This is a genomic window from Pseudomonas folii, from assembly GCF_014357575.1.
Classification (GTDB): Bacteria; Pseudomonadota; Gammaproteobacteria; order Pseudomonadales; family Pseudomonadaceae; genus Aquipseudomonas; species Aquipseudomonas folii.
This window is the reverse complement of sequence record NZ_JACONW010000008.1, coordinates 49242-74932: the sequence shown is the minus strand read 5'-3', so window position 1 is coordinate 74932 and position 25691 is coordinate 49242. Positions and strand designations below refer to the sequence as shown.

Sequence of the window (25691 nt, the reverse complement as noted above, 5' to 3'; positions counted from 1 at the left end):
CTTCGTTTGCTTCGGGGGCGAATTCCTATCAAACAGAATATTAATAGTTGAACACATGCGTTTTCATGTCGAGTCAGATGTTCCCCCTGAGAAACACCACGAAATATAATTAACAACTGTATTATTGACATATAGGAAACTTTTGCTCGCGAGTTTCTCATCCGGAGTCTGAACTGCAATAAACCTCACCGAAGAGCCACCATGCAAAACCGATAATAGTCACTATCAACTTTCGTAATAGTCCAAATCTTCCGGCCGGTGTTAGTGTTGGCGGCGATGAAGAACATGTTTCAATCGCTTTCTGACTCCGCATCAGAAAGCGCCAGATTGATGCTCCCGCTTCATCATTCCTTTGGTTAAAACTTTAAGCCACCCCACTTTTTGTGCGGTGGCTTTTTTTTGGGTTTTGCCCTGATGTGGTGCTCAGCACTGGAGTCGCACGGCAGTTTCTGGTCTATTAGCCCCTCGACTGCCGATCCAAAGCGCACATCCAGCGTCCGCAAAAAGGTAATTTTTTAATGTCTGCCCAACGTTACAAGCACATCTTCACGACCTTTACCGTTCTCGCATCACTCAGCATGGCTGCAACCGCTTCCGCTCACGCGCATCTTGAGAGCCAACTGCCCGCTGCTAAAAGCACCGTCACCAGCCCTAAAGAACTGCGCCTGCAATTCTCGGAAGGTGTCGAGGAGAAATTCACCAAGGTCACCATCACCTCAACCGCGAAAAGCGGGAAAAACATGGTTGAACCGGTTCCGGCTATCGCCACCGATCCGGCGGACAAGAAAACCCTGATTGTGACGCCAGCAGCACCTTTGGCGGCGGGTGACTACAAGGTTGAGTGGCACGCCGTCTCGGTTGATACCCACAAAAGCGAAGGCAGCTACAGCTTCACTGTAAGCCCCTGATCCATGCAGACTGCACTCATCCTGTGTCGTTTTGTGCACTTTTGGGTGCTGTTGACGCTGTTTGGGATGTACCTGTCCCACGATCTGCTGCTGCGTTATCGACTTGCGCACGGCAAGCATCTGCTGCCCATCCGGGGCATGCGCTGGCTTGCCGGATCAGCGCTGATCAGTGCCATTGCCTGGCTGATGCTGACCGCCGCGAGCATGGCAGGCAGTTGGGTTGAAAGCCTTGACCCGCAAACCCTGCTGCTGGTGCTGAGCCACACATCTTTCGGCAAGTTCTGGGCCTGGCATCTGGGTCTGAATCTGGTATTGCTGGCGCTGCTGCTCAAGCCGGGCACTCCATCTCCCCCGCTACGCTTGCTACTTGCGACCCTGCTTCTGGCAACGTTGGCACCGGTTGGGCATGTGGCAATGTTCGACGGTATCTATGGCGGGTTGTTGATCCTTAACCAGTTCATTCACCTGCTGGCTGTCGGTGCCTGGCTGGGTGGTCTTTGCCTGCTGCTGGTGTTGGTATTGTTGCCTGGCCGCCACACAGATATTGATATGCGGGGCGTCCTGCTGCGTTTTGGCGGGTTCGGGTATTTCATGGTGGCGATGATTATCGTGACCGGGCTGATCAACGTCCGGGTCATGAGTGGCGCGCCGTGGCCTGCGCCAGCTTTTTCCGGCTTCGGCCTGGTGCTCGCCGTCAAAGTGAGCATGGTGTTGTGCATGCTGGCGCTGGCCCTGTTCAACAGGTTGATGCTCAGTCGCAGCGAGTTACGGCTCGACATCGTGCGAGTCAGCATCATGGTCGAATGCCTGTTTGGCATGGCTGCACTGGCGGCGGTGTCGCTGCTGGGAACATTGCCGCCGATGCTTGCCGAATAGGTCGAGTTTGACCGCAAGACTCGGAGTGCAGCCTCTTCGGCCACTGCATAAGCTGGAACTCATTGTATCGATGCAAGGTATCGGCTCATGACTCGCAATAGATCGCCCTCGTCGTCCGCTGAAAATGACCCGCGCTGGCTCTCAGTGCTGGCCCGGGATGCGGCGGCTGACGGCCAGTTTGTCTACGGGGTGCGGACGACAGGCGTGTATTGCCGCCCGAGCAGCCTGTCGCGGCTGCCCAACCCAGGCAACGTGGTGTTTTTTGATAGCGCGGAGCAGGCGGAAGCGGCCGGTTATCGGCCCAGCAAACGCATCGCCACTGACCAAAGCCATGTCGCTCAACAGCATGCCGCCTTAGTCGCCAGCGCCTGTCGTTGCATCGAGCAGGCTGAGTCTGCCCCCAGCCTGAAGGCGCTGGCGCAAAATGCGGGGCTCAGTCCGTACCACTTCCACCGAGTGTTCAAAACCGTGACCGGCCTGACACCCAAGGCTTACGCCGATGCACATCGGGCAAAAAAGATACGCCAGCAACTGGCTTCGGGCGGCTCGATCACCGACGCGCTGTACGATGCTGGCTTCAACTCCAGCAGCCGCTTTTACGCCGCATCCGATGCGTTGCTTGGCATGAAACCGGCGCAGTACCGTCAGGGCGGTCACGACACAGAGATCCGCTTCGCTATTGGCGAATGCTCGTTAGGTTCGATTCTGGTGGCTCAGAGTCAGCGCGGCGTTTGCGCCATTCTGCTCGGCGATGATCCAGAAGTGCTGGTGAGGGATTTTCAGGATCAGTTCCGTCACGCAACCCTGGTCGGTGCTGACGATGATTTCGAGCAGATGATTGCCCGCGTGGTGGGCTTTATCGAGTCGCCGAATCTGGGCCTGGACCTGCCGCTGGATATGCGGGGCACGGCCTTTCAACAGCGGGTGTGGCTGGCGCTCAAAGACATTCCGCCTGGCAGCACCGCCAGTTACGCGCAAATCGCCCAGCGCATTGGCGCACCGAAATCTTTCCGCGCAGTGGCCATGGCCTGCGGCGCCAACCGGCTGGCCGTGGCCATTCCCTGCCACCGGGTGGTACGCAGCGATGGTGGTCTGTCGGGGTATCGATGGGGCGTTGAACGCAAGCAGCAGTTGCTGGATCGGGAGATTGAATTGGCGAAGCTGCCTTAGTCTTTCTGGAAACACTGATCTCCACGCTGATTAGCGACGTGGGACCGGCTTCAGCCGGGAAGGCGATGTTTCTGACAATATATATGCGTGGTCTGTACCGGCCTCTTCCCGACTAAAGCCGGTCCCACGACATTCACGCCGCCCCGTCCCGCAAGGAATCCAGCCCAACCCCTATCGATTCACATCCACCACCACCCTGCCCCTGACCTCACCCGCCAGTAACTTAGGCGCAATATCGATCACTTCTTTCAAGCCGATTTCACGGCTGATCAGTGGCAGCAACGCTAGATCCAGATCGGTCGCCAGCCTCGCCCACGCGGCGACTCGGTCGGCGCGTGGGCGGGTGACGCTGTCGATGCCCGCGAGGGTGATGCCGCGCAGAATAAATGGCGCCACAGACGCCGGAAACTCCATGCCCTGGGCTAGCCCGCACGCTGCGACGGTACCGCGATAGCGCGTGGCGGCGCAGATATTGGCGAGGGTGTGGCTGCCGATCGAATCAATGGCACCCGCCCAGCGCTCTTTGCTCAACGGACGGCCCGGCTCGGACAGGGTCTTGCGATCAATCACCTCAGCCGCACCCAGTTGTTCAAGGTAGGCGGTTTCATTCAAACGCCCGGTGGACGCCACGACCCGATACCCCAGTCGGGACAGGATCGCTATGGCAAAACTGCCCACGCCACCATTGGCGCCGGTGACCAGCACATCGCCTTTGTCAGGGGTTACCCCGTTACTTTCCAACGCCATCACCGCGAGCATCGCCGTGTAACCGGCAGTACCGATCGCCATGGCCTGTGCCGCACTGAATGCACCGGGCAGCTTGATCAGCCACTTGCCCTGCAAGCGAGCTTTCTGTGCCAGTCCGCCCCAATGGCCTTCACCGACACCCCAGCCGTTGAGCACCACCTTGTCACCCACGGCGAAATCCGGATCGCTGCTAGCAGTAACGGTGCCTGCCAGATCGACACCCGGCACCATCGGAAAACTGCGCACAATCGGGCCGTCACCGGTAATTGCCAGGCCGTCCTTGTAATTGAGCGTGCTGTAGGCGACGTCCACTGCCACGTCGCCTTCGGGTAGCGAATCTTCGCTCAGCTCAGTCAGTGTTGAACGGTAGCCGTTGTCGTCCTTTTCGATCAGGATGCCTTTAAACATGGGTGCCTCCAATTTAGACCGATCGTCTTTTAATAGCCAAAAAGGTTCATTGCGGTAGTCCGCGCAGAAACCCCGTAATGAAGGTATTGAGCGGCGCATCACTGGCAACCAGGCGCGCGCGCAGCACCGCGCCTTCCCAGCCAATCCAGAAGAACGCCGCCAGTTCGTCGCAATCAGCATCGCGAGACAGTTCGCCATGGACTTGAGCCGCCCGGAAACAGGCGCTCAAGCGCGATTGCCAGTCGAGAAATATGCCTTCAAGGATTCCTCGAAAGCCTTCCGGCAGCAGACTGACTTCCTGGCCCATGTTGCCCACCAGGCAGCCGCGGCGATATTCATGGCGGGCCATGCCGGCCTTGGCGTTTTGCACGAAGCCGACCAGGCGTTCAAGCGGGCTCAGGGTTTCATCGAGCAGCCAGCGGTCGAGCCTTTGCGAGAAGTAACTGGCGTAGTTATCCAGCACCGCGTGGCCGAAGGCTTCCTTGCTGGGAAAGTAGTGATAGAACGAGCCCTTGGGCACACCGACCCGCTTGAGGATGTAGTCGATGCCGGTGGCAGTGAAGCCTTGCTCGGTGAGCACTTCGGTGCCGCAGCGAATCAGCGCTTCACGGGTTTCGAAGTTCTCCCGGTCGACCTTGGGTGGACGGCCTGGGCGGCGTTTCAATTCAGGTGTGTTCATGAGGCGCAATATTAGACCGATCGTCTTTTAAGTCAATGCGCTCACCTCGAAGGTTGCCAAAAGCTCCGCGCCGACGCTCAATAGCGCCTCGAACAGCCCTTCAAAAAACACTTCAACCAACATCGCATGGAGCCTTCTATGAGCGCCTGGCCTGATACCCGTGTCCTTGACTTGTTTGGTATTCAACTGCCGATCCTTCTTGGGCCTATGGCGGGGGCTGGTGGTTCGGCGCTAGCCATTGCGGTGGGCAACGCGGGTGGTCTGGCTTCCCTCGCCTGCACGATGCTTGGCCCGCAGCAGATCCGCGAAGAAGTGGCTCTGATTCGCCAGCACAGCAATGCTCCGCTGAACCTGAATTTCTTCTGCCATCAGTCACCCAAGGATGACCCACAAAGCCACGTGCGCTGGAAGGAAGCGCTGCAGCCTTATTATCAGGAGCTAGGCGCTGACTTTGAGGCCCCTACGCCTGTGTCCAGCCGCGCTCCGTTTGATCTGGTCAGTTGTGAACTGGTCGAAGCACTGAAACCCGAAGTGGTCAGTTTTCACTTCGGTCTGCCCGAAACCGCCCTGCTCTTGCGGGTCAAGGCCACCGGAGCCAAGGTTATTGCATGCGCCACCACCGTAGCCGAAGCCGTCTGGCTGGAAAGCCATGGCTGTGACGCGATCATTGCCATGGGCTACGAGGCTGGCGGGCACCGCGGGATGTTCCTCAGCACCCAATTGGAGACGCAGGTCGGAACCATGGCGCTGGTGCCGCAGATCGTCGATGCGGTCAACGTACCGGTGATTGCCGCCGGGGGTATTGCTGACGGGCGTGGGATTGCGGCGGCCTTCATGTTGGGCGCCTCAGCGGTACAGGTCGGTACTGCCTACCTGTTTTGCGCGGAAGCCAAAGTCAGCAAGCCTCACTATCAGGCGCTGCGTAGCGCTGACGAAAGCCAGACCGCACTGACCAATATTTTCACCGGCCGCCCGGCCCGAGGCATCGTCAATCGGATCATGTCCGAACTGGGCCCGATGAGCCCTTTGGCACCGGCATTCCCCTTGGCCGGAGGTGCCCTGCTGCCTTTGCGAGCGATTGCTGAACCCCAAGGCAATGGCGATTTCATGAACCTCTGGGCTGGACAGGCCGTCGGGATAAAGCATGAACAGGGTGCAGAGGCTCTGACTCGCCTGATCGCCCGTCAAGCACTGGAAAAATTGACCCGTTCATAAACTTAGCTTCCATGGGATCTGGCGTCGCTATATATTCTGTTATATAGCGAGCAACCATATGAGTTCGTTCAGATACCGCCTACGCCATGGAGCTGTTCAATGCCCACGTTTCACAAAAGCCTCGCCTTCAAATCCCTGACGGGGGTCATTGCTGCACTGGCGATGGGCTCTGCATTCGCTGACGAAGTCCAGGTAGCGGTTGCCGCCAACTTCACCGCGCCGATTCAGGCCATCGCCAAAGATTTCGAGGCTGACACCGGACATAAGCTGGTGGCGTCATTCGGTTCCACCGGACAGATCTACACCCAGATCAAGAACGGCGCGCCGTTCGAAGTGTTCCTCTCCGCCGACGACAGCACCCCGGCCAAGCTGGAAAATGAAGGCGATATCGTCAAAGGCTCACGCTTCACCTACGCCGTTGGCACCCTTGCCTTGTGGTCCGCGAAAGAAGGCTACGTGGACGCCAAAGGCGACGTCCTCAAGAAAAATCAATATCAGCATCTGTCCATCGCCAACCCGAAAGCCGCACCTTACGGCCTCGCCGCTACCCAGGTACTCGCCAAACTCGGCCTGACCGATGTCACCAGGCCAAAAATCGTTGAAGGCCAAAGCATCACTCAGGCCTATCAATTCGTGTCCACCGGCAATGCCGAGCTGGGTTTCGTTGCCCTGTCGCAGATTTACAAAGACGGTGAAGTGACTGACGGCTCGGCGTGGATCGTACCGGCTGAGCTGCACGACCCGATCAAACAAGATGCCGTGATCCTCAACAAAGGCAAAGACAACGCCGCTGCCAAGGCGCTGGTCGAATACCTCAAAGGTCCTAAAGCTGCCGCTGTGATCAAGTCCTTCGGATACCAACTGTAAGATGCCGCTCGACAGTACCGACTTTGCTGCCATCTGGTTGACCCTTAAGCTGGCGTCGCTGACCACCCTGATTCTTCTGGTAATCGGCACGCCTATCGCCCTGTGGCTGGCGCACACTCGCTCATGGCTCAAAGGCCCTGTCGCCGCCATTGTCGCCCTGCCTCTGGTGCTGCCGCCCACGGTGATCGGGTTTTATCTGCTGCTGCTGCTCGGTCCCAACGGTACTGTCGGTCAGTTGACTCAAAGCTTGGGCTTGGGAACGCTGACGTTCAGCTTTCCCGGTCTGGTCATCGGTTCGGTGCTGTATTCCATGCCCTTCGTGGTACAGCCGCTGCACAACGCTTTTGCTGCCATCGGCACGCGCCCACTTGAGGTGGCGGCAACCTTGCGTGCCAATCCCTGGGATACTTTCTTCAGTGTGGTGTTGCCCCTCGCAAAACCCGGTTTCATTACCGGGGCCATTCTTGGCTTCGCTCACACTGTGGGTGAATTTGGCGTGGTGTTGATGATCGGCGGCAATATCCCCGAGAAAACCCGAGTAGTGTCGGTACAGATTTTCGATCACGTCGAGTCCATGGAATATCTGCAAGCCCACTGGCTTGCTGGCTCAATGGTGGTGTTCTCATTCCTGGTTCTTCTGGCGCTCTATTCCAGCGGCAAAACCAAAACGGCCTGGAGTTGATTCATGGGTGCAGAGATTCAGGTCCGCCTGCAGGTGAAGTACCCGGAATTCAGTGTGGACGTCGACCTGGTTTTACCGGGTCGCGGGGTGACGGCGCTTTACGGCCACTCGGGTTCCGGCAAGACCACCTGCCTGCGCTGCATCGCTGGCCTGGAAAAGCCCGAGCACGGTTTTATCCAGATCAATGACGAAGTCTGGCAGGACACGGCCAAAGGTCTGTTCGTCCCGCCACACAAACGCGCTTTAGGCTATGTCTTTCAGGAAGCCAGCCTGTTCCCGCATTTGTCGGTGCGCGGCAATCTGGAATTTGGGCTGAGGCGCATCCCCGCTGATCAGCGTCATGTGGATTTGCAACACGCGACGCAGTTGTTGGGAATCGAGCACCTGCTTGAAAGACGCCCGGACAAACTCTCCGGCGGTGAGCGGCAACGGGTTGGTATTGCCCGGGCGCTGCTGACCAGCCCGCGTTTGCTGCTGCTCGATGAACCGCTGGCAGCGCTGGATACCAAGCGCAAAAGCGAAATCCTGCCCTATCTGGAACGCCTGCACGATGAGCTGGACATCCCCATGCTGTATGTCAGCCACTCTCAGGACGAAGTGGCACGACTGGCTGATCATCTGGTGCTGATGAGCGACGGCAAGGCGCTGGCCAGCGGCCCGATCGGTGAAACCCTGGCGCGGCTGGACCTGCCCATGGCCATGGGCGACGACGCGGGCGTGGTGATTGAAGGCACGGTGATTGCCCACGATGCCGAGTATCAATTGCTCAGCGTCGCCCTTCCCCACAGCGATCTGCAAATGCGCCTTGCCCATACACTGCTGCCATCAGGCAAAGCGCTGCGCTTCAAGGTTCAAGCCCGGGACATCAGTCTCAGCCTGCAACCCGACAACCAGAGCAGCATCCTCAATCGCCTGCCCGTCACAGTTGTCAGCGAGATGCCCGCAGACAATGCCGCTCATGTGCTGGTCCGTCTCGACGCAGCCGGTACGCCCTTGTTAGCCCGTATCACCCGCTATTCCCGAGACCAGTTGCAACTGGTGCCGGGGCAACAGCTCTGGGCGCAGATCAAATCGGTAGCGGTGCTGGCCTGAGTGTAAATACTGGGCACCCTTGAGAAACAGCGCGGTCAATCCAATTACCTGCCCTGTGGATTGAACCCATGCCTGACTCGACCGTTATCGACCAACTGCCGCCGGACCTGCATTACGTAGAGGATACCCAGGCGGGTTTCAGCCGAAAGATCCTGCGGGGCAAGTTCGTTTACTTCGACAAAGACGGTCAACGGATTCGTGACGAAGCGGAAATCAAACGAATCAACGCGCTGGTGATTCCGCCTGCTTACACCGATGTCTGGATTTGTCCGGATCCACGCGGACACTTGCAAGCCACTGGCCGCGACGCCCGTGGGCGCAAGCAATACCGCTATCACGCGCGTTGGCGGGAAGTTCGCGATCAGAATAAATACTCACGCATGATCGAATTCGGTCTGGCCTTGCCCAAGGTGCGCAAGAAGATCGAAGCGCAGCTCGCCGAACCCGGGATTGGCCGGGACAAGGTCATGGCCACGGTTGTTTCGTTGCTTGATGCAACACTGATCCGTATCGGTAACAGCCAATACGCACGGGATAACCGTTCTTATGGGTTGACCACGCTGCGCAACAAGCATGTCGAAGTTCACGGCAACGACATCCTGTTTGAGTTTCGCGGCAAAAGCGGCGTCGAGCACCAGATCAACGTGACTGACCGACGCCTGGCCAAGGTCATCAAGCGTTGCATGGAATTGCCCGGCCAGAACTTGTTCCAGTATCTGGACGACAACGGCGAGCGGCATAGCGTGAGTTCTTCAGATATCAATGCTTACCTGCAACAGCTCACTGGCTCGGATTTCACAGCGAAGGACTACCGCACCTGGGCCGGCAGCGCGCTGGCACTCGCCACCCTCAGCAAACTGCACTGGGAGCCAGAGGCGGACGCGAAAAAACACATTGTCGATATGGTGAAACAGGTCGCCAAGCAACTGGGCAATACCCCGGCGGTCTGCCGCAAGTGCTACATCCATCCCGCTGTGCTGGAAGGCTTCCTGTTGGGGGAGCTTGCGCTCATACCCAAGTCCCGACAACGGAAAGGCCTACGTCACGAAGAGGTAGCGCTGGCAACTTATCTCCAGAGCCTCGCGCAGAAAGTGCTCGCGGAACCCTCAGGCAGCGCGTGATTCTTCAGCAACTGCTACAACCACGCTATTGAACGCACAGGTTCAATAGCGTGCTACTTTTTACCCTCAACATTCAGGTGCTCGCCGACCCCTTCACTGCTGCCGGAAATGCCCTCTATCGTCGACACGAAGTGACGAACAGCTTGTTGGACTTCGATCAGCAGCAACTCCGAATTGATGGGCACGGCGTCTACTTTACTGAATGCGCTGTCAATCTGGACACGTGCCGAACGACGGCTGGTGAGCACGAACAAAACGTCCACTCCCGCCTTCGCCAGAGCCGCTAGATAATCGGCCCTGGGCGCACGTTCTCCGCTTTCATACTTGCCTTGCGCATTGGCGGCCACCCCACCCAGCTCACCCATTTCTTTTTGGGAAAGCCCCAGACGCTTACGCTCCTGCTTTAGTCTGCTACCGATATCGATCATGGATCTGCTTGCTCCATATCAAGCTTGTTAGGGGGTCAGGAAAAAACGGATTAAACAGCCGATCTCAAACCCCGCACAACAGGCCAAGAGACTGTAGGACCATTCCTACGTAAGTTGCCGATTACTCCTATCAACTACATGCAAGCCCCAGAATATTGAAAAGCATTCAGTGGGTGCTCACGCGATGGCAGTCTGTCTGATAAACCGCTATCGCGGCCTCGCGGTGCTCGTGCGCTCCTACAGGTTCCCGGTTGGACGTGAGACAGCGCGGTGCGGCGGACACCATGGTGACATTTAGTGATATAGCGCCTAAATAGCACTGCATGTACAGCCGTTTCCTCATCACGACGCGGGACACTCGCTCACATGTGGATGACCCTTCGCTGGCCAGCGGGTTTGAACTGAATGACCATCAGCCGACGAAGCGTATGAATCGTCGCTGGACGCATTGGATTGAACGATCAGTGGCGCTACCTGATCGTAATCCTGTGACTTTTAGCCTCAAACTCTGGACGACCCTAATGCCTCAAGACAAACGCGACCTCCCAGGCAACAATCTCAACGATCCCGAGCAGCACCCGGCGGATATTGCAGACCATCAGGATCGCACTGAAGAAACCCGCGAAGAACAGGCGCAGACTGGCGGTCAGCAGGACGATCAGGGGCATGCGCCAAAGGTCCCTGGCGCAAATGCCAACGCGCCGAAAAAACACTGATTAATCAACTCAAGCAGCAGGCGTGGGCCGTGCCGTCGCCTTTATTCAATGACAAGGCTGGACGATGACTTCACAGCACACCCCTCCCGACGAAAAGACCCTCTCCGCCGCAGCACCTCAGCAGCACAACGGTTTCGTGCGAGTACGCGGCGCACGCGAGCACAATCTGAAAAACGTCGACGTGGATGTGCCCCGTGACGCGCTGGTGGTGTTCACCGGCGTTTCCGGTTCGGGCAAATCTTCGCTGGCGTTCTCGACGCTGTATGCCGAAGCCCAGCGCCGCTACTTTGAATCAGTTGCGCCCTACGCCAGAAGACTGATCGATCAGGTTGGCGTGCCTGATGTGGACTCTATCGAAGGGCTGCCCCCGGCAGTAGCCTTGCAACAGCAGCGCGGCACGCCGAGCACACGTTCCTCGGTGGGGAGTGTGACGACCCTGTCGAGCCTGATCCGCATGCTGTACTCCCGCGCGGGCAGCTACCCCGCCGGGCAGCCTATGCTGTACGCCGAGGACTTCTCGCCCAATACGCCTCAGGGGGCCTGTCCGCAGTGCCATGGCTTGGGTCGGGTTTATGAGGTGACTGAACAGTCGATGGTCCCGGATGATTCGTTGACCATTCGCCAGCGTGCCATCGCCTCGTGGCCTACTGCATGGCAAGGCCAGAACCTGCGGGATATTCTCGTCACCCTTGGCTACGACGTGGACATTCCATGGCGCGACTTGCCGAAGAAGCAGCGGGACTGGATTCTGTTCACCGACGAACAACCCACCGTGCCGGTTTACGGCGGCCTGACACCTGCAGAGACCCGCAAGGCCCTGAAACAGAAACTTGAACCCAGCTATCAAGGCACTTTCACCGGGGCACGTCGCTACGTGCTGCACACCTTCACACACTCGCAAAGCGCCCTGATGAAGAAGCGCGTTGCACAATTCATGATCGGCAGCCCGTGCGCACTGTGTGAAGGCAAGCGCCTGACGCAGGCCGCACTGTCAGTGAAGTTTGCCGGTTTCGATATCGGTGAACTGGGCCAGATGTCTCTGCTGCAACTGGCTGAGGTGTTGCGTCCCGTCGCCGCCTCCGACGCGCCACTTGAAGCCGAGCTGTCTATCGAGAAACGTATTGCTGCGCAAAGGATCGCTCAGGATCTTTTGGCGAGAGTCAGTACCCTGGCCGATCTGGGCCTAGGTTATCTGGCACTGGAACGCAGTACGCCAACCCTGTCGTCCGGAGAACTGCAACGACTGCGTCTGGCGACACAACTCGGCTCGCAGCTGTTCGGCGTTATTTACGTGCTGGACGAACCCTCTGCCGGGCTGCATCCCGCTGACGGCGAGGCACTGTTCAGCGCCCTGCAACGCTTGAAAGCCGCGGGCAACTCACTGTTTGTGGTCGAGCATGATCTGGAAACCATGCGCCGCGCTGACTGGCTGATCGATGTCGGCCCAGCGGCTGGCGAACACGGCGGGCGCGTTCTTTACAGCGGTCCGCCGGCCGGACTTGCGGAAGTCGAAGAGTCCCAGACCCGGTTACACCTGTTTGCCGAACACAAAGCCGGTAAACCGAAGCGACGCAACGCAACCGACTGGCTGAAGCTGGAAGGTGTCACGCGCAATAACCTGAACAGCCTCGATGCTGCATTTCCCCTAGGCTGCTTTACCTCAGTCACGGGTATATCCGGCTCGGGCAAATCCAGCCTCGTCAGCCATGCGCTGCTTGAGCTGGTGGGCTCGCATCTGGGCCATGTCACTGAAAATACCGAGACCGATGCGCCGAGCCTGGAAGACGACGCTCCGCAATCCGCCAGCGGCAAGGTTGTCAGCGGACTGGACGCGATTCGCAGGCTCATCAAGGTCGACCAGAAACCCATTGGCCGAACCCCACGTTCAAACCTCGCCACGTACACGGGCCTCTTCGATCAGGTGCGCAAGCTGTTCGCCGCCACCCCAGAATCACGCAAGAAAGGCTACGACGCGGGTCAGTTCTCCTTCAACGTTGCCAAAGGACGATGCCCGGTTTGCGAAGGCGAAGGCTTTGTCAGTGTTGAGCTGCTCTTCATGCCCAGCGTCTACGCACCCTGCTCTACCTGCCAAGGTGCGCGCTACAACCCTGAAACCCTGACCATCACCTGGGAAGGATTGAATATCGCCGAAGTGCTTCGACTCACCGTGGATGACGCGGTAGCGTTGTTCAAAGACGAACCTGCGGTGCTAAGGCCGCTGACCGTGCTCCGCGATATCGGCCTGGGTTATCTGCGCCTCGGGCAACCCGCGACAGAGCTGTCGGGCGGTGAAGCACAGCGCATCAAACTCGCCACCGAGCTGCAACGCACTCAGCGCGGCGCAACGTTGTACGTCTTGGATGAACCTACCACCGGCCTGCACCCGACCGACGTCGACCGCTTGTTGAAACAACTCAACCTTCTGGTGGATGCTGGCAACAGCGTTGTGGTTGTCGAGCATGAAATGCGCGTCGTGGCCCAAAGCGACTGGGTGATCGACATAGGCCCCGGCGCAGGCGATCAGGGCGGCGAGATCGTGGCTGCCGGAACTCCGGAGCAGGTGGTGAAAGTTGCAGCGAGCAAAACCGCGCCGTTTTTGAGGCAGGTTCTAAACGCCTGATACGGTCCGCAGGTTGCCTGCTCAGCAAGGGTCTCGGTCCCGACAGACGAGGCCCTCACGTTCTTTCTGGCCCAAAATGCAAGATCTTGTCTTATTTCAATATCTTGCGGGCTTGCTTCAAGGGGGTTGGGTGTATATATTCCCTGCTCTTCAGCGCTACCGCCCCGATGGCGAAATTGGTAGACGCAAGGGACTTAAAATCCCTCGTCCTTTGGACGTGCCGGTTCGACCCCGGCTCGGGGCACCATTTAAAATCAAGGGCTTACCCAGGTTTCTGGCGTAGGCCCTTGTTGTTTTCGGTCCGCAATTCCCCGCCTTCTCCGGCGCCCTGCAGACCTACAAAATCTGCCTTTTCTTTTCCGCCGTATGCGTCCCGCTAATACAGGTTGATTTTCGATGGGTACGCGAAGCAATGCACGCTTCTTGATAGATGCCTGGTTGAAGGGATAAGTAATTATCGCGCTGGCAAAGCATGCTCGGCGGGTCGTGTCGCATTCCCCACGACTGATCTCTCCCTCTCATTGTTTTCCAGCATGATCCCGAATCGGCCAGACAGCTCCTTTCGGCCCTTGGATGTCAATGCGAGTGCCCGACTATCAAGGTCTTGGATAACCCACTCGCGGCTTATGACCGTCTGTAGAAAAGCCGCGCCAAGTGCTCCGGCAAGATGAGGGCGCCGCATGCTCCAGTCCAGGCAGGCGCACGCGAAACGCCGCCGTTGTGCCCTTACTTTTCCTATCTCGATACCGAGATGGGTCATGGCTTTTTCGCCGCTCATCGTAAGCTGATACATACTCTCCCCGGAAACCGGCACGACTAACCAGCCTGACGCCATGAAATGATCGTGCAGTTGTACAGCCAGTGTTCCTGCCATATGGTCATAACAGGTACGCGCGAACTGCAATCGGGTTGGGGTCGTGGACACATATTGTGCATCTGCGTTTTGGCTGATCACCATGAGGGCCTCAATAGCCTGGGCCACTTGCGCGTCAGCCAGACTGTAGTAACGATGCCTGCCCTGCGTGTGCAGCTTTACCAAACAGTCCTCTTTTAGTCTTGCCAAATGCGCGCTCGCCGTGGATGCACTGACGTCGGCGATGACGGCCATTTCGGTACTGGTACGGGCGTGGCCGTCCATCAGCGAACAAAGCATTTTAGTCCTCGCTGGTTCGGCAATAGCCCCGGCTACCCTGGAAGTCGCGGTGTCATTGCTTCGAGCGTCCATATTTCGTTCCTGAGCGAATCGTCACCATGAAGGATGTCCGATAGTAGCCGTTCTTTGTGAACAGGACTTCTGGAATGACGCCTTTTGAAGCAGCTACCCATGCTGATCCCTACATTTATTACTCAGGCCTCAGGCGACAAAACGGCCTGCTATTCGATGCAGATCTTCGCTTATGGATTGCAAGTAGTGCCAAAGCTGTCCAAGCCATTCTGGGGCATCCCGACTGTCGGGTGCGTCCGCTAAACGAGCCGATTCCTCACGCGATTGCGCAAGGCGTGGCAGGAACGATTTTCGGTCGTTTGATGCGCATGAACGACGGCCCGCAGCACCTGTGCCCCAGGATGGCTATTGAACCTGCCTTGGCCTCTGTCGAGACAGATAGCATCGCAGACATCGTGTCACGTGTGGTCGAGACCCTCGATAACCCGATCGAAAACGTAGATGAGTTGATGTTCACGTTACCGGTTTCCGTTGTTGCCGCCTTGATAGGCCTACCATCCAGCCGGCTACAGGAAGTAGCGAGGCTGACACGGGATTTTGTCGCCTGCCTGTCGCCGTTAAGCAGCGAAATTCAACTCGGTGAAGCTAATTCCGGGGCCACTCGACTTAGTCAATTATTCAGCGCGCTGCTGAGTAACGACGATGAAAGTAACCGCTTCTTGAGCCATATCTGGAGCGGATGCGAAGCCACCGACTGGAGAGATCATGATGCATTGATCGCTAACCTGATCGGCCTGTTGTCACAGACCTGCGAAGCCACCGCGGGCCTGATCGGCAACACCCTTGTAGCGCTCCATCTTAACCCTGATCTGATTAAAGACATGCAACCTACGCAGATGCTCGTTGCAGACTTGGTGGAAGAGGTAGCGCGCTACGGCTCGCCCGTGCAAAACACCCGGCGATTCGTTGCGAAGAGATGCACTATCGGAGACATCGTCCTGGAGGCGGGTGATACCGTTCTAGTGTTACTTGCTTCAGCCAATAGAGATCCCTACGCGAACTCAGACCCCGATAGACTCTTGGTCAAACGAACGCAACGACGAACTTTCAGCTTTGGCTCAGGACGACATAAATGTCCTGGCCAGCAACTTGCGTTGACTATCGCCTCTGAGGCGGTTTTGGCATGGCTGCATCGACAACCAGCCTCGTCTGCCCGTCCTTATCGGTGGAGTTATTTGCCCTCCCTTAATGGTCGCATCCCTCATTTTTATCGTGATCGGGAAACTCAGCAATGATCGCAGTTATCTTTGAAGCATGGCCTCATGAGGAGCAATACCCGCGGTATCTTGACCTTGCCGCTCAACTGAGACCATTGCTAGCAGAGCTGGATGGTTTCATCTCAGTTGAGCGTTTCCAAAGCCTAAGTGAACCAGGAAAGGTTCTCTCACTGTCATTTTGGCGTGACGAGGAAGCTATTAAGCGGTGGCGCGGCCTTGAGCTACATCGTTCGGCTCAATTAGCAGGCCGCAGGCAGGTTTTCGATGACTATCACCTGCGCATCGCTCAAGTAGTTCGAGATTATAGTCTTGAGGATCGTGATCAAGCGCCGGGCGATAGCAAACAAGCTCATGAATGAAAGAACTGCTTTGTGTTTCTTCAAACCTGGAGCGAGCATCTGCACGAGTTTCATCGGCGTGGATGACGTGCTATTTGAGTACCACGTCGTTCAATGCATCAACCAGAGGCCGCAACTGCCCCCCGTCACGCCTACCCACTGGGCCAATGTTGAACGTGGAATCGCCAGGCCGGCTCGAATCAAAATCGATCCTGGCGGTAAAGCGGAAGATGGTCGGCAAACCTGGCGATCATGATGTGCGCCAGAAGCCCAGCTGCCGGGATACCCTTGTCGATGATCTGCGCCGGAACCGGCGCCTGAATCAGTGTTTCGCAATCATCGCTGACCCATTTGCCACGGATGTGGCATTCAACGATAAATACGCCCGGCGTGTAGTCCAGCTTCTCGCTGGCGTATTCACCTATACGCTTGAGTGCGCAGCCGCATTGGCAGTGAGTCCCTTGTTGTTTTTGAGCTGGAACGCTCGTTTTCAGCACCTACCCCGGCGTCCTGCCGATTCAGGATCAGAGGGCACGTTTGCGGTGCGCTACTTACGCCGTGTGCACGAAAAACAATCCGTTGCCTGAGCCGTCTCTTTTCAAGAGAAGGCATCCAACAGCATCGGTCAAATAAAATATATCTTTATATGGATCTGGAAAGTCTGATGAGTATAGCTGCATCACAAACTCGTATTCTTCCAACACCTCCGAGGGTAACGCTATTCCATTAGGTGGGGTGTTTGTAAGCATCGAGAATACTGGAAACTCGTCATCTCGTACTTCTTTGTCGCAAAATGCGGTGTTCGTTTTCGGAACCCTATCACCCGGGCTAATAATTTCCGAGCCTGAGCTCTCCACAACTACTAGCGTGTAACCACTGGATATCGACTCCAACTCTGAAGCGTCACCACTGTAAGTGACATTGTCGAGGAAATAATCAGAGCTGCTGTAGGTTGAAAAAACATACAGCATGCCCTCTTGGGGTATTGAGTTGTAATCGTGAACCCTCCTCAAGGCGGCGCAGTCTATGGTGGCAATTAATACCAGAGCTTCTCCATCAGGGTTCATCGGCCAAGTATTTAATCTTACTGAGTCACCACCTATAACAATGCCAGCGCTTTTTAAATCGTCAGAAAATACGATTTCTTTAACCATCACCATGTATGTTCACCCACATCCGCTGCTTGAGCTCGACCGTTCATTCAGGGCTAAGCGTGATACCCAGAGCCCTGTTTATAAGCTCTCCAGGGCTGGAATAAAATCCAGAGCGCAGCCGCTAAAAGTCATTTCGCGAACAGCACACTAGTTACAATCACTCAACTTGAAAGGCCGGTGAGGAAAGCTTCCAGAAATATACGAACTCAATAATTCACCCAGCCACGCTGTCATGATTTTTTTTGAAAATGCTTCCGCCAACAAACCAATATCGTCTGAAACGTATCCAGCAGCCTCAGCGTTGCTAGTAAGGCGCAGAGCCGTTTTAAAGGCATACTCCCTCAGCTTGGTGATGTCAGCTTCATCAGCTGAAGCGCTGTAACTCAACGCTGCGAGGTGCTCGTTCTGCGCTACCCATGAAGCGTCAAAGCCCTCCTCATCTCGCTGATCCAATAGTGAATCCCAATCATCGATGGCTTGCAGAAATTGAAAAAAATCAGCTTTTTTAACCTCTGCTGAAAACACTTCCAGATTTTCTATTTTCATTATTTCGATCTACTTCTTTAGCCAACCGTCAGCGTCCGGTGATTTTGATTTCGATGTAACGGAGTATAAGAGTCTGTAAGACCATCCAGGCGACAAAAAGCCAGGTACCGGTCTCGTGACTGATCCCGGGCAACTCATAGATGACGGTGGCGCCCAGCATGAACCCGCCCAACGTCAAAATCATGCTTAAAACAATCCCCACTTCAAAAGCTCCCTGCCTGATAGCCGTGTTTGATTATAAGCATTTTCATACGGCCTCCTCCTCAGGCACATCGCGAAAATTCAGCAGCGATGCGGTGGGCGCTGGTGATGAAACCTGCTCAGTAGGGGGCTGTTTCTATGAAGGTCAAATCGGCATCAGCTTTCCTCATCATCCCAAATCACGCTGCACTGAACGCAAGCCATGACGTACCTGCCTGAATGCTACCAACCCGCATGCGACACGGAAGCCGCTCGACTTCGAGCCTTGGTCTGCGAAGTCGAAAGCCCAGACGAGGATCCACTGCCCGGCAGACAAAAATCGCGACCCGCGCAGGCAGAGGTCTCTACGAAGCCCCGCCTGAGCAGTCGCGACAGCCTGCCGCACACACCCTCACCAATGACCAGGTGCGGTAGTGTCAGGCGGATGAGAGTGGATTTTCGAAATCAGGCAACGTGTGCAGTAGTGGCTAACCGCGGCTCCTTGAGTCTCAGAACATTTTCCTTACTGATGTAGCAATGCCATCGGAGGAATGCCTGCTCCTGACGAGATTGGGCGATTCGCCACTCGCAGCTGCCGATGCTACTTATCGGCAGAGACATCATCTCTGCCGTAGCGCGATTGAGCTGGCTCAACAGGTCATGACTGCCTTCGGAAATTTTCCTTATGAGGACCATTGTTGGCTTCTTCTTAAGAGGTGAACAAATGAGACCATGACAAATCGAGTCTGCACGCGGATTTCAAAGTTTCAGACGAACGGATACTTCGCAGGGTCGCTCAGCGTTTCGAAAGCCAATCCAAGTACTGTGCGGAATACCGGAAAACGTGGCTGGCAGGAAAGGCACTTTTGCGTTGAGGCCGAGAATGGAGCGCCAAGTGGCGTATGATCAGCGTGGCCGATCCGCTATGGGGGTACACGAAACTCTCGCCTCGTTCGGCAACAAATCTGTGTTCGTATTAATGAAGGACAGCGACTCAGCAGGCGCTGAGTAGTCCAGGCATGGGGGGCATTTCATTATCACTGAGACACGAGTTCTGAACTCGTCACGCAATTGTTCGAGCGGCCGCACTAACGATAATCGCGCCAGCATAACCAGCCGCGAGGCATCAGGAGAGGCCTGCGCCTGTAATGTCAGCCGATGCTAAGCAACCGCGCTGGCGGCTTCTCATCAGCTTTGCGATAGAGGTATTCACGCCATACCCGAAAGGCACTCTGCTGACGCGAGCACGCATCCCTCCACTGCTCACCGCCAACCTGTCCCACATGCAGGGACATCATTATCTCAGTCGCTCTGTCGAGTTCAACGACCAGATCATGTGCGTTGGTTGTGTCAAAAAAATTGGAGTTCATAAAAATCCCTTTTAATTATTGGCTATTTATCGACTAGTCATCTCCTTGATAGTGCTCGGGTTCTGACGAACGGTAAGGTTATGGAGTTCGACTCTATGGATTGAGCAACGCCCACTTCCCCACTAAAGCTTTTACAGCATCCCGGTCATCGGCAGGCGAGGCCTTCCCCTGAACAGACCAGTCAATCAGATGGATTTTCGACTGTCGCAGTTCAGGCACGAAAAACTCCAGGATCATAATCAACGTGGTTATTCCAAAGACATGATGTAGTGGTCAAAGGGACAAGAAGCCGGACCGTACATTCAGGCTATCGACCCTATAGATTTTTTTGAGCAGGATTCTTTTCGCCACACGCCCATAGTGATATCAGAACGCCTCCATCGGCGCGACGATAACTCGATAAGGCGCTTTAGATGCATATCTTTGGTTGGATCCTGCTGATCCTTCTACTCACGTTCAGCTACCTATGTCGAAATGGCGAGGGCTTGGCCGCTACAGCTGCAAACCTATTGTTCATCACAAGCGCAGTCGGACTTTATTTCTACCCCACTCTTTACGCCATCACTCATGGGGTCGAGATCCGCAATTCGATCTTCAAGCTGAACCTGCTGTTGGGATGGACCGGCATCGGCTGGCTGGCGGCCTATTACCGTGCGATTGTTTTCAGGATGGAGAGCAGATAAAAGGCCCAACCAACCGGCCATTCTTCACATTGTTTTCACATAGCGTCTCGTAATCTAATTACAGGCTCTATCAGGCCTTAGCCCGCTCCCCCATCGCGGGCTTTTCTTTGCGCGGAATTAAGGTATTCGTCAGCCGCCCTCCTCCTGATCTTCCTTGTGCAAATCCACAACCAGGTTCGCCGCCTCTTCTTCTGACTCCAGATAATGAAGCGTTCCGTCGTGACTTTTCACTTCGATCAGGGCTTCAAGATCGGGGCGACGATGCTCACTTGGGATATCTTCACCGGTTAGCGTTTTCAATGTGACTGCCATGAGCGTTCCTCCTTAAAAGAAAGCTGACAAAGAGACCTGCCGACAATTCAACCGGCTTGGCCTGATTCTGATAGCCAGAATGGCGCATACACCTACTGCCGCTCCTCTATCGCCCCAACCGAGCGATCCTGAACCGCGAGCAATCCCATCTGACAGTCACCGAGCCGTCGTCATCACCAGTCAAATCCTGCTTGTCCTCAGCCAAGTGAAACGCTTCATCGAGTGCCTTGAAGGCCCGATATCCTTGGCCTATGCTCGAAATTGATGGTCCATGACGGGTCAGTTTTTCACGCTTGGGAGAAATTCAATGGGCAAATTCATTCTGTCGGCAATAACCGCTACTTTCCTGATGGGCGCGGCCGTACCTCTCGCTTTGGCTGAAAGCGAACTGGAGAAAGGCATCCGGCACGACAATCGTGAATTGGACAAAGGTGTTGAACATGATGCAAAGGAAGTGGATAAAGGCGTGAAGCACGACGCAGACGAGGTGGATAAAGGCGCTAAACATGATGACAAAGAGCGCCACAAGGCTGACAAGCACATCGACAAAGAGGTGAAAAAGGATCTCTGAGCCAGACGCGCAAGCCGTGCATGATGCGGGCTTCTTTATGTTTATCATTATGATTGTCAAACGCTCAGACCGGGCCTTAGAATGCCTCGCCCTGGACTGCCGATTCGATAACGGCGCGGAACATTATTTTAAATCAAGGGCTTACACAGATTTCTGGCGTAGGCCCTTGTTGTTTTCCGGGCCTCAAAACCATAGCCGCGACTCAACCCTTTTCTCGCTAAATATCGAGTACGTATTCAAGATACAATTTGGCGCGTCTTCGACCTCTGAACTACCTCTGAACTAAAGAGGGTCGACTTTAAAAAGGACCAGACAGGCATGACCAGGGATAATCAGGAACTTCGGGATGCACTTGTGTCGGCAGCATTTCTGCTCAAGTGGTCGTCCGCGGATCTGCACAAAAAGGCGCAGGATTTAGCTGATGCTGGCAACCAGACGGAAGCTGATGCAATAAGGGAAATCGTAAATAATTATCAGGCTTGCGAATCGAACCTGCTCAGCTTCGTAGATGAGGTGAAGGCTGGACGAATTAATCGGGAATCCGTCGAAGAGCCTCGCTAGCTCGACGCAAATCACCTGCAGCCGCTATTCGCGCGCTCGAAGCAAGGCGCGAATAGCGACGTCGGCCGCTCAGCAGGCGCCAGGCGGAATACCACCCTTATTGAAATCCTTCAGACGTTCCTGCTCTTCCTTGGTGGAATGAGCAGGTGTGTCATCTTTCGGCGGCTCTTTCTTTTCGTCAGTCATTGCACTGTCCTCATGGTTGGTGCTGTTTCGGCACCTTGAGGGAGCGGCAGTTCAAATTGTTCTCTGCCCGCGTGGAGAACCTTTTACAGGCGCTGGGGACAAGTTCGGTTCGAACGTCAGCGGCAAGCCAAGCGGGCATCAACCTTCTCTACGGCTAGCACGTGTCCTGAAAGGTTCACGGACCAGCCTGGATTGGCATTCAAGCAGCGCAAGCCCCCCAGAGTCGGCCTTACCTACATCTCCACTTGTGTACCGAGCTCAATAACCCGGTTAACCGGCAAATTGAAGTACCTGAGGCTTCCGTTGGCGTTCTTCAACATGAACGAGAAGAGGCGTTCTCTCCAAAGCGCCATCCCGATCTGTTTGGTAGGGATGATGGTTTCTCGACTCAGGAAATACGTTGTACGCATTGGAGCAAACTCCAGTCCATCGAATCGACAGTGGAGCAGCGCGCGGGGTACATCCGGCTCTTCAATAAAACCGAAATTAAGAGTGACTCTGTAAAACCCTTCCCCACAGCTCTCTACCTCAACACGCTCATTGGGCGGCACCCGTGGTCTCTCGTCAGATATGACCGTCAAGAGAACGACCTGCTCATGCAACACCTGATTGTGCAGCATGTTGTGCAGCAAGGCATGTGGAACCGCGCCGGACTTAGCCGTCAGGAAGACCGCCGTGCCTTGCACCCGATGCGGCGGGCCAGCGGCAATACTCTCGACAAATACCGGCAGAGCAAGATGGGTTTCATCCAGTCGCTCCATCAAGATTTCACGACCCCGCTTCCACGTTGTCATCAACACGAAGAGCGCGATGCCCGCAACGACCGGAAACGCACCGCCCTGGAAAATCTTCGGCACATTGGCAGCGAAATACAGACCATCGACGAGCAGGAATCCGAACAGCATGGGAATGGCAAACCAGCGCGGAGCATTCCACAGCAGCAGAGCAACTGCCGAAGCCAGAAAGGTGGTAATCAACATCGTGCCAGTTACAGCGACCCCATAAGCGGCAGCCAATGCACCTGACGATTCAAAGCCGATGACCAGAAGTACGACGCCGACCATCAAGGCCCAGTTTACAACGCCTATATAGATCTGCCCTTGCTCTTGGCTTGAGGTGTGTTGAATGAACATTCGCGGCACATAGCCCAATTGAATGGCCTGATGGGTCAGCGAAAACGCGCCCGAAATGACGGCCTGTGAGGCGATAACAGTTGCCAACGTCGACAGCGCTACCATGGGCAGCAGTGCCCAGTCAGGTGCCAACAGATAAAATGGGTTCCGCACGGCATCCGGTGTACCCAATATCAGCGCGCCTTGGCCGAAGTAGTTCAACACCAGGCCTGGCAAGACCAACAGAAACCACGCCCTTGCAATCGGCTTGCGCCCGAAATGGCCCATGTCAGCATAAAGGGCTTCTGCACCCGTCAAGGCGAGCACGACAGCGCCCAGAATCGTGATGCCGATACCTGGGTGACTGATGAAAAAATTGAACGCCCATACCGGATTCAGTGCCTGCAGCACCTCTGGACGCTGAATGATACCGTGCACGCCCAAGCAACCCAGGACGACGAACCAAAGAACCATGACCGGGCCGAACAGTGCACCAATCTTTGCAGTCCCGTGTTTCTGGATGGCAAATAACGCGATCAAAATAATCGTAGCTATAGGTACGACCCACGCGCTGATGCCATCAAACGCCAGATCAAGGCCCTCGACCGCTGACAGAACCGAAATCGCAGGGGTGATCATGCTGTCGCCGTAAAACAGCGCGGCACCAAAGATCCCAAGCATGACTAACAGCGTTTGCAGTCTCGGAAGCCCTACCGTTGCTCTGCGAGCCAGCACTGTCAGCGCCATAATGCCGCCCTCACCCTGATGACTTGCTCGAAGGATGAACAGCACATATTTAATCGTTACGACCCAGATGAGCGACCAAAAGATGAGTGACAGAACGCCATAGACCCCAGCTTCTGTGGGTAGCACCCCGTAATGGCCGCCGAAAATCTCTTTCATCGTATATAAAGGGCTGGTACCGATATCTCCATACACAACGCCAATGGCGGCAATTAGCAGTCCGCTTGCTGTGCTTTTTTTAACGGTACTCTCAGCGGTAATGGTCGACGATTGAGTCAAGAGCGGTTCTCACTGTGTTGGGGGCGGCTCTATAAACAGGCGCATTTCTTCGCCTGATACAGAGGCCATACACGAATTCTTCAATACGCGCGTTGTGTTTGATTAGCGGAGGTTTCGCCACGCCGTTTCGGGCACCAGGCTATCCGGGCCGGAGTGGCCGTCAGACGTCTTAGCGAAAGGCGTAAATTTTAGGTAAATCGAGAGGATGGAATATAAAGAAAACGTAAAATCTTCAGGTCGCAAAAAACCCCGTTAGCTTTCAGGCGCCTGACGCTACCTGAAGGCAGTGTTTATTTAGTGAAGCAAGTCTGTAGAACCTGACCAGATGTTTCATCTATCCGGCAATTGAATCCAGAAAAATTTCCTACCCAAAGGGGCTCCTCATTCGTTACACCGGTATAGGCATCGACGGCCCCGATTCCAATAGCGGGTGCTCGCCAAAGCAGATTGCCTGACGAGTCGTAGCAGAAGAGATTTCGCGCAGGAGCACTCCTCTCAAAAGCCATCCAGTCAAACGTCACCAGCACCCGTCGGTTGATTAACACAGCTTCAAGGGCGGGATATTCAACTTCAAACCTTATCCCCTCTCCGAAAATCCAGTTGCCGCTGACTTCGAGTTGCATACACTCTTCCTGTCCATCACCGCGATGGTTACTCCATTGCGGTTTACTACCGTATCACGCTGCCAACGCAGAAGATTAATCAGATTGGTGAGTTGCTGCCGCATAGTCGATGGCACCACGCAGTACCTGGGTGCTGATCGATCAAGTATGTGGACACTATCCTGCGATCTATTTAGGGTTACCTTTCACATGTATGCCGACTTGCGAGAGCTTTATGCCCAATACACTGAGTTTTCACCAGGTCGATGTATTCGCTAGCAAGCCCCTGGAAGGCAATGCCCTCGCAGTCGTAAGCGACGCTGATGATCTGACCACCGAACAAATGGCTGCGTTCGCACGCTGGACAAACCTCAGCGAGACTACATTTCTCATGCGTCCTACCAATCCTGATGCGGATTATCGTGTACGTATCTTTACTCCAATGCGTGAACTTCCCTTCGCTGGCCACCCTACCTTAGGCAGCTGTTACGTGTGGCTGGGGGATAATGGTTTATCGCAACGTAAAGAAGTCGTTCAGGAATGTGGTGCAGGTTTGGTTCACATCCGATGCGACGGCCCTCGCCTGGCTTTCGCGGCACCACCTTTGCTACGTGGAGGCGCGGTTGAAGACGATGTTTTGCGCCGCATCATCGATGGGTTGCGTGTTGCGCCTGACCGTATCATTGCGAGCCAATGGGCAGACAACGGCCCGGGTTGGGTCGTCGTAATGCTGCGGTCGCGTGAAGAATTGTTGGCAATACATCCAGACTATGCAGCACTGAACGGGTTGAACGTAGGAGCCTTTGCGCCTTGGATCGGGCGAGATGCAGAAGCTGATATCGAAGTTCGAGCCTTTATTAGTAACAGGTCTACCGAAGACCCTGTTACTGGTAGCCTTAATGCCGGCCTTGCCCAATGGCTAATACCAGCCGGGCTAATGCCAAAACGATATGCCGCCAGCCAAGGTACAGCGTTGGGACGTCTCGGACGAATTCAGGTGGAACAAATCGGCGAGCGTATCTGGGTCGGAGGGGAAGTTCAAAACTGCATTACCGGTCGAGTGTCTTTTTAGCAGATGATTA

26 protein-coding genes, 1 tRNA gene and 1 pseudogene are annotated in these 25691 nt (G+C 55.5%); 18 read left to right on the top strand and 10 right to left on the bottom strand.

The genetic code is table 11. The annotated features are described in order from the left end of the window. Positions 1-518 precede the first annotated feature (518 nt). The 3 genes from copC (at position 519) to ada (ending at position 2954) form a co-directional block, all read left to right on the top strand. Positions 519-908 carry a copper homeostasis periplasmic binding protein CopC gene (copC, locus tag H8S59_RS03565; protein ID WP_095093775.1) on the top strand — a complete coding sequence of 130 codons (390 nt, stop codon included), beginning with the start codon at positions 519-521 and terminating at the stop codon, positions 906-908. A gap of 3 nt (positions 909-911) precedes the next feature. Beyond that, complete coding sequence (copD, locus tag H8S59_RS03560) at positions 912-1784, top strand: copper homeostasis membrane protein CopD (protein ID WP_187520541.1); 873 nt, start codon at positions 912-914, stop codon at positions 1782-1784. 87 nt (positions 1785-1871) lie between these two features. Beyond that, positions 1872-2954: a bifunctional DNA-binding transcriptional regulator/O6-methylguanine-DNA methyltransferase Ada gene (gene ada / locus H8S59_RS03555; RefSeq protein WP_187520540.1), complete on the top strand. Its 1083-nt coding sequence runs from the start codon at positions 1872-1874 to the stop codon at positions 2952-2954. Positions 2955-3125: 171 nt separating this feature from the next. Here ada and acuI read toward each other — a convergent pair whose 3' ends face one another. Next, complete coding sequence (acuI, locus tag H8S59_RS03550; protein WP_187520539.1) at positions 3126-4109, bottom strand: acrylyl-CoA reductase (NADPH); 984 nt, start codon at positions 4107-4109, stop codon at positions 3126-3128. A 46-nt stretch (positions 4110-4155) separates the two neighbouring features. Then, the gene (acuR, locus tag H8S59_RS03545; protein WP_095093779.1) at positions 4156-4788 is read right to left on the bottom strand and encodes an acrylate utilization transcriptional regulator AcuR; all 633 of its coding nucleotides are present in this window, start codon (positions 4786-4788) and stop codon (positions 4156-4158) included. Positions 4789-4926: 138 nt separating this feature from the next. Between acuR and H8S59_RS03540 the strand changes: the two genes are divergently transcribed. The 5 genes from H8S59_RS03540 to H8S59_RS03520 all read left to right on the top strand — a co-directional run bounded on the left by H8S59_RS03540 (position 4927) and on the right by H8S59_RS03520 (position 9765). Next, positions 4927-6003, top strand: coding sequence for an NAD(P)H-dependent flavin oxidoreductase (locus H8S59_RS03540; protein WP_187520538.1), 1077 nt, complete (start codon positions 4927-4929; stop codon positions 6001-6003). A gap of 162 nt (positions 6004-6165) precedes the next feature. Continuing rightward, positions 6166-6870 (top strand): molybdate ABC transporter substrate-binding protein, encoded by a 705-nt coding sequence (modA, locus tag H8S59_RS03535; RefSeq protein ID WP_187520546.1) that lies wholly within the window; start codon positions 6166-6168, stop codon positions 6868-6870. A 1-nt stretch (position 6871) separates the two neighbouring features. Then, positions 6872-7552, top strand: a complete 681-nt coding sequence (modB, locus tag H8S59_RS03530) for a molybdate ABC transporter permease subunit (protein WP_187520537.1) — start codon at positions 6872-6874, stop codon at positions 7550-7552. 3 nt (positions 7553-7555) lie between these two features. Continuing rightward, entirely contained in the window at positions 7556-8644 is a 1089-nt protein-coding gene (modC, locus tag H8S59_RS03525) for a molybdenum ABC transporter ATP-binding protein (protein ID WP_187520536.1), read from the top strand. 68 nt (positions 8645-8712) lie between these two features. Further along, entirely contained in the window at positions 8713-9765 is a 1053-nt protein-coding gene (locus tag H8S59_RS03520; RefSeq protein WP_187520535.1) for a DNA topoisomerase IB, read from the top strand. Positions 9766-9818: 53 nt separating this feature from the next. Here H8S59_RS03520 and H8S59_RS03515 read toward each other — a convergent pair whose 3' ends face one another. Continuing rightward, positions 9819-10193 carry a helix-turn-helix domain-containing protein gene (locus H8S59_RS03515; RefSeq protein WP_187520534.1) on the bottom strand — a complete coding sequence of 125 codons (375 nt, stop codon included), beginning with the start codon at positions 10191-10193 and terminating at the stop codon, positions 9819-9821. A gap of 521 nt (positions 10194-10714) precedes the next feature. Here H8S59_RS03515 and H8S59_RS03510 point away from each other — a divergent pair. From H8S59_RS03510 to H8S59_RS03500, 3 genes are all read left to right on the top strand, one after another. Next, on the top strand, positions 10715-10909 hold the full coding sequence (locus H8S59_RS03510; protein WP_141230123.1) for a hypothetical protein: 195 nt from the start codon (positions 10715-10717) through the stop codon (positions 10907-10909). 64 nt (positions 10910-10973) lie between these two features. Continuing rightward, on the top strand, positions 10974-13529 hold the full coding sequence (locus tag H8S59_RS03505; protein WP_187520533.1) for an excinuclease ABC subunit UvrA: 2556 nt from the start codon (positions 10974-10976) through the stop codon (positions 13527-13529). A gap of 161 nt (positions 13530-13690) precedes the next feature. Next, positions 13691-13776 (top strand) — tRNA-Leu (locus H8S59_RS03500). Between the two features lie 207 nt (positions 13777-13983). Here H8S59_RS03500 and H8S59_RS03495 read toward each other — a convergent pair. Continuing rightward, positions 13984-14754: an ArsR/SmtB family transcription factor gene (locus tag H8S59_RS03495; RefSeq protein ID WP_187520532.1), complete on the bottom strand. Its 771-nt coding sequence runs from the start codon at positions 14752-14754 to the stop codon at positions 13984-13986. A gap of 74 nt (positions 14755-14828) precedes the next feature. Between H8S59_RS03495 and H8S59_RS03490 the strand changes: the two genes are divergently transcribed. Beyond that, a complete protein-coding gene (locus H8S59_RS03490) occupies positions 14829-15989 on the top strand; it encodes a cytochrome P450 (RefSeq protein ID WP_187520531.1) in 1161 nt (386 codons plus the stop codon). Then, on the top strand, positions 15986-16330 hold the full coding sequence (locus H8S59_RS03485) for an antibiotic biosynthesis monooxygenase family protein (RefSeq protein ID WP_187520530.1): 345 nt from the start codon (positions 15986-15988) through the stop codon (positions 16328-16330). Before H8S59_RS03490 ends, H8S59_RS03485 begins: the two co-directional genes overlap by 4 nt. Before the next feature lie 6 nt (positions 16331-16336). Here the strand turns inward: H8S59_RS03485 and H8S59_RS03480 are convergent. The 3 genes and pseudogenes from H8S59_RS03480 to H8S59_RS03470 all read right to left on the bottom strand — a co-directional run. Continuing rightward, a pseudogene (locus tag H8S59_RS03480) lies at positions 16337-16770 on the bottom strand (transposase); the annotation flags it as partial. Between the two features lie 90 nt (positions 16771-16860). Then, positions 16861-17469 (bottom strand): DUF1963 domain-containing protein, encoded by a 609-nt coding sequence (locus H8S59_RS03475; protein WP_187520529.1) that lies wholly within the window; start codon positions 17467-17469, stop codon positions 16861-16863. Positions 17470-17610: 141 nt separating this feature from the next. Then, positions 17611-18009: a hypothetical protein gene (locus tag H8S59_RS03470; protein ID WP_187520528.1), complete on the bottom strand. Its 399-nt coding sequence runs from the start codon at positions 18007-18009 to the stop codon at positions 17611-17613. 158 nt (positions 18010-18167) lie between these two features. On the opposite strand from H8S59_RS03470, the gene H8S59_RS03465 reads away from it, so the two are divergent. Both H8S59_RS03465 and H8S59_RS03460 read left to right on the top strand, forming a co-directional pair. Continuing rightward, positions 18168-18416: a hypothetical protein gene (locus H8S59_RS03465; RefSeq protein ID WP_187520527.1), complete on the top strand. Its 249-nt coding sequence runs from the start codon at positions 18168-18170 to the stop codon at positions 18414-18416. 1556 nt (positions 18417-19972) lie between these two features. Next, positions 19973-20242, top strand: coding sequence for a superinfection immunity protein (locus H8S59_RS03460; protein WP_095093794.1), 270 nt, complete (start codon positions 19973-19975; stop codon positions 20240-20242). A 129-nt stretch (positions 20243-20371) separates the two neighbouring features. Here H8S59_RS03460 and H8S59_RS03455 read toward each other — a convergent pair whose 3' ends face one another. Then, positions 20372-20554 (bottom strand): hypothetical protein, encoded by a 183-nt coding sequence (locus H8S59_RS03455; RefSeq protein ID WP_095093795.1) that lies wholly within the window; start codon positions 20552-20554, stop codon positions 20372-20374. A gap of 307 nt (positions 20555-20861) precedes the next feature. On the opposite strand from H8S59_RS03455, the gene H8S59_RS03450 reads away from it, so the two are divergent. Together H8S59_RS03450 and H8S59_RS03445 are read left to right on the top strand one after the other, a co-directional pair. Beyond that, on the top strand, positions 20862-21125 hold the full coding sequence (locus H8S59_RS03450) for a hypothetical protein (RefSeq protein WP_187520526.1): 264 nt from the start codon (positions 20862-20864) through the stop codon (positions 21123-21125). Positions 21126-21443: 318 nt separating this feature from the next. Beyond that, a complete protein-coding gene (locus H8S59_RS03445) occupies positions 21444-21686 on the top strand; it encodes a hypothetical protein (RefSeq protein WP_187520525.1) in 243 nt (80 codons plus the stop codon). 419 nt (positions 21687-22105) lie between these two features. Here the strand turns inward: H8S59_RS03445 and H8S59_RS03440 are convergent, their stop codons facing one another. After that, positions 22106-23887: a potassium transporter Kup gene (locus tag H8S59_RS03440; protein WP_425504556.1), complete on the bottom strand. Its 1782-nt coding sequence runs from the start codon at positions 23885-23887 to the stop codon at positions 22106-22108. Positions 23888-24297: 410 nt separating this feature from the next. Then, positions 24298-24630, bottom strand: a complete 333-nt coding sequence (locus H8S59_RS03435; protein ID WP_095093800.1) for a DUF7957 family protein — start codon at positions 24628-24630, stop codon at positions 24298-24300. Positions 24631-24844: 214 nt separating this feature from the next. On the opposite strand from H8S59_RS03435, the gene H8S59_RS03430 reads away from it, so the two are divergent. Beyond that, positions 24845-25681, top strand: coding sequence for a PhzF family phenazine biosynthesis protein (locus H8S59_RS03430; protein WP_187520524.1), 837 nt, complete (start codon positions 24845-24847; stop codon positions 25679-25681). Positions 25682-25691 lie beyond the last annotated feature (10 nt).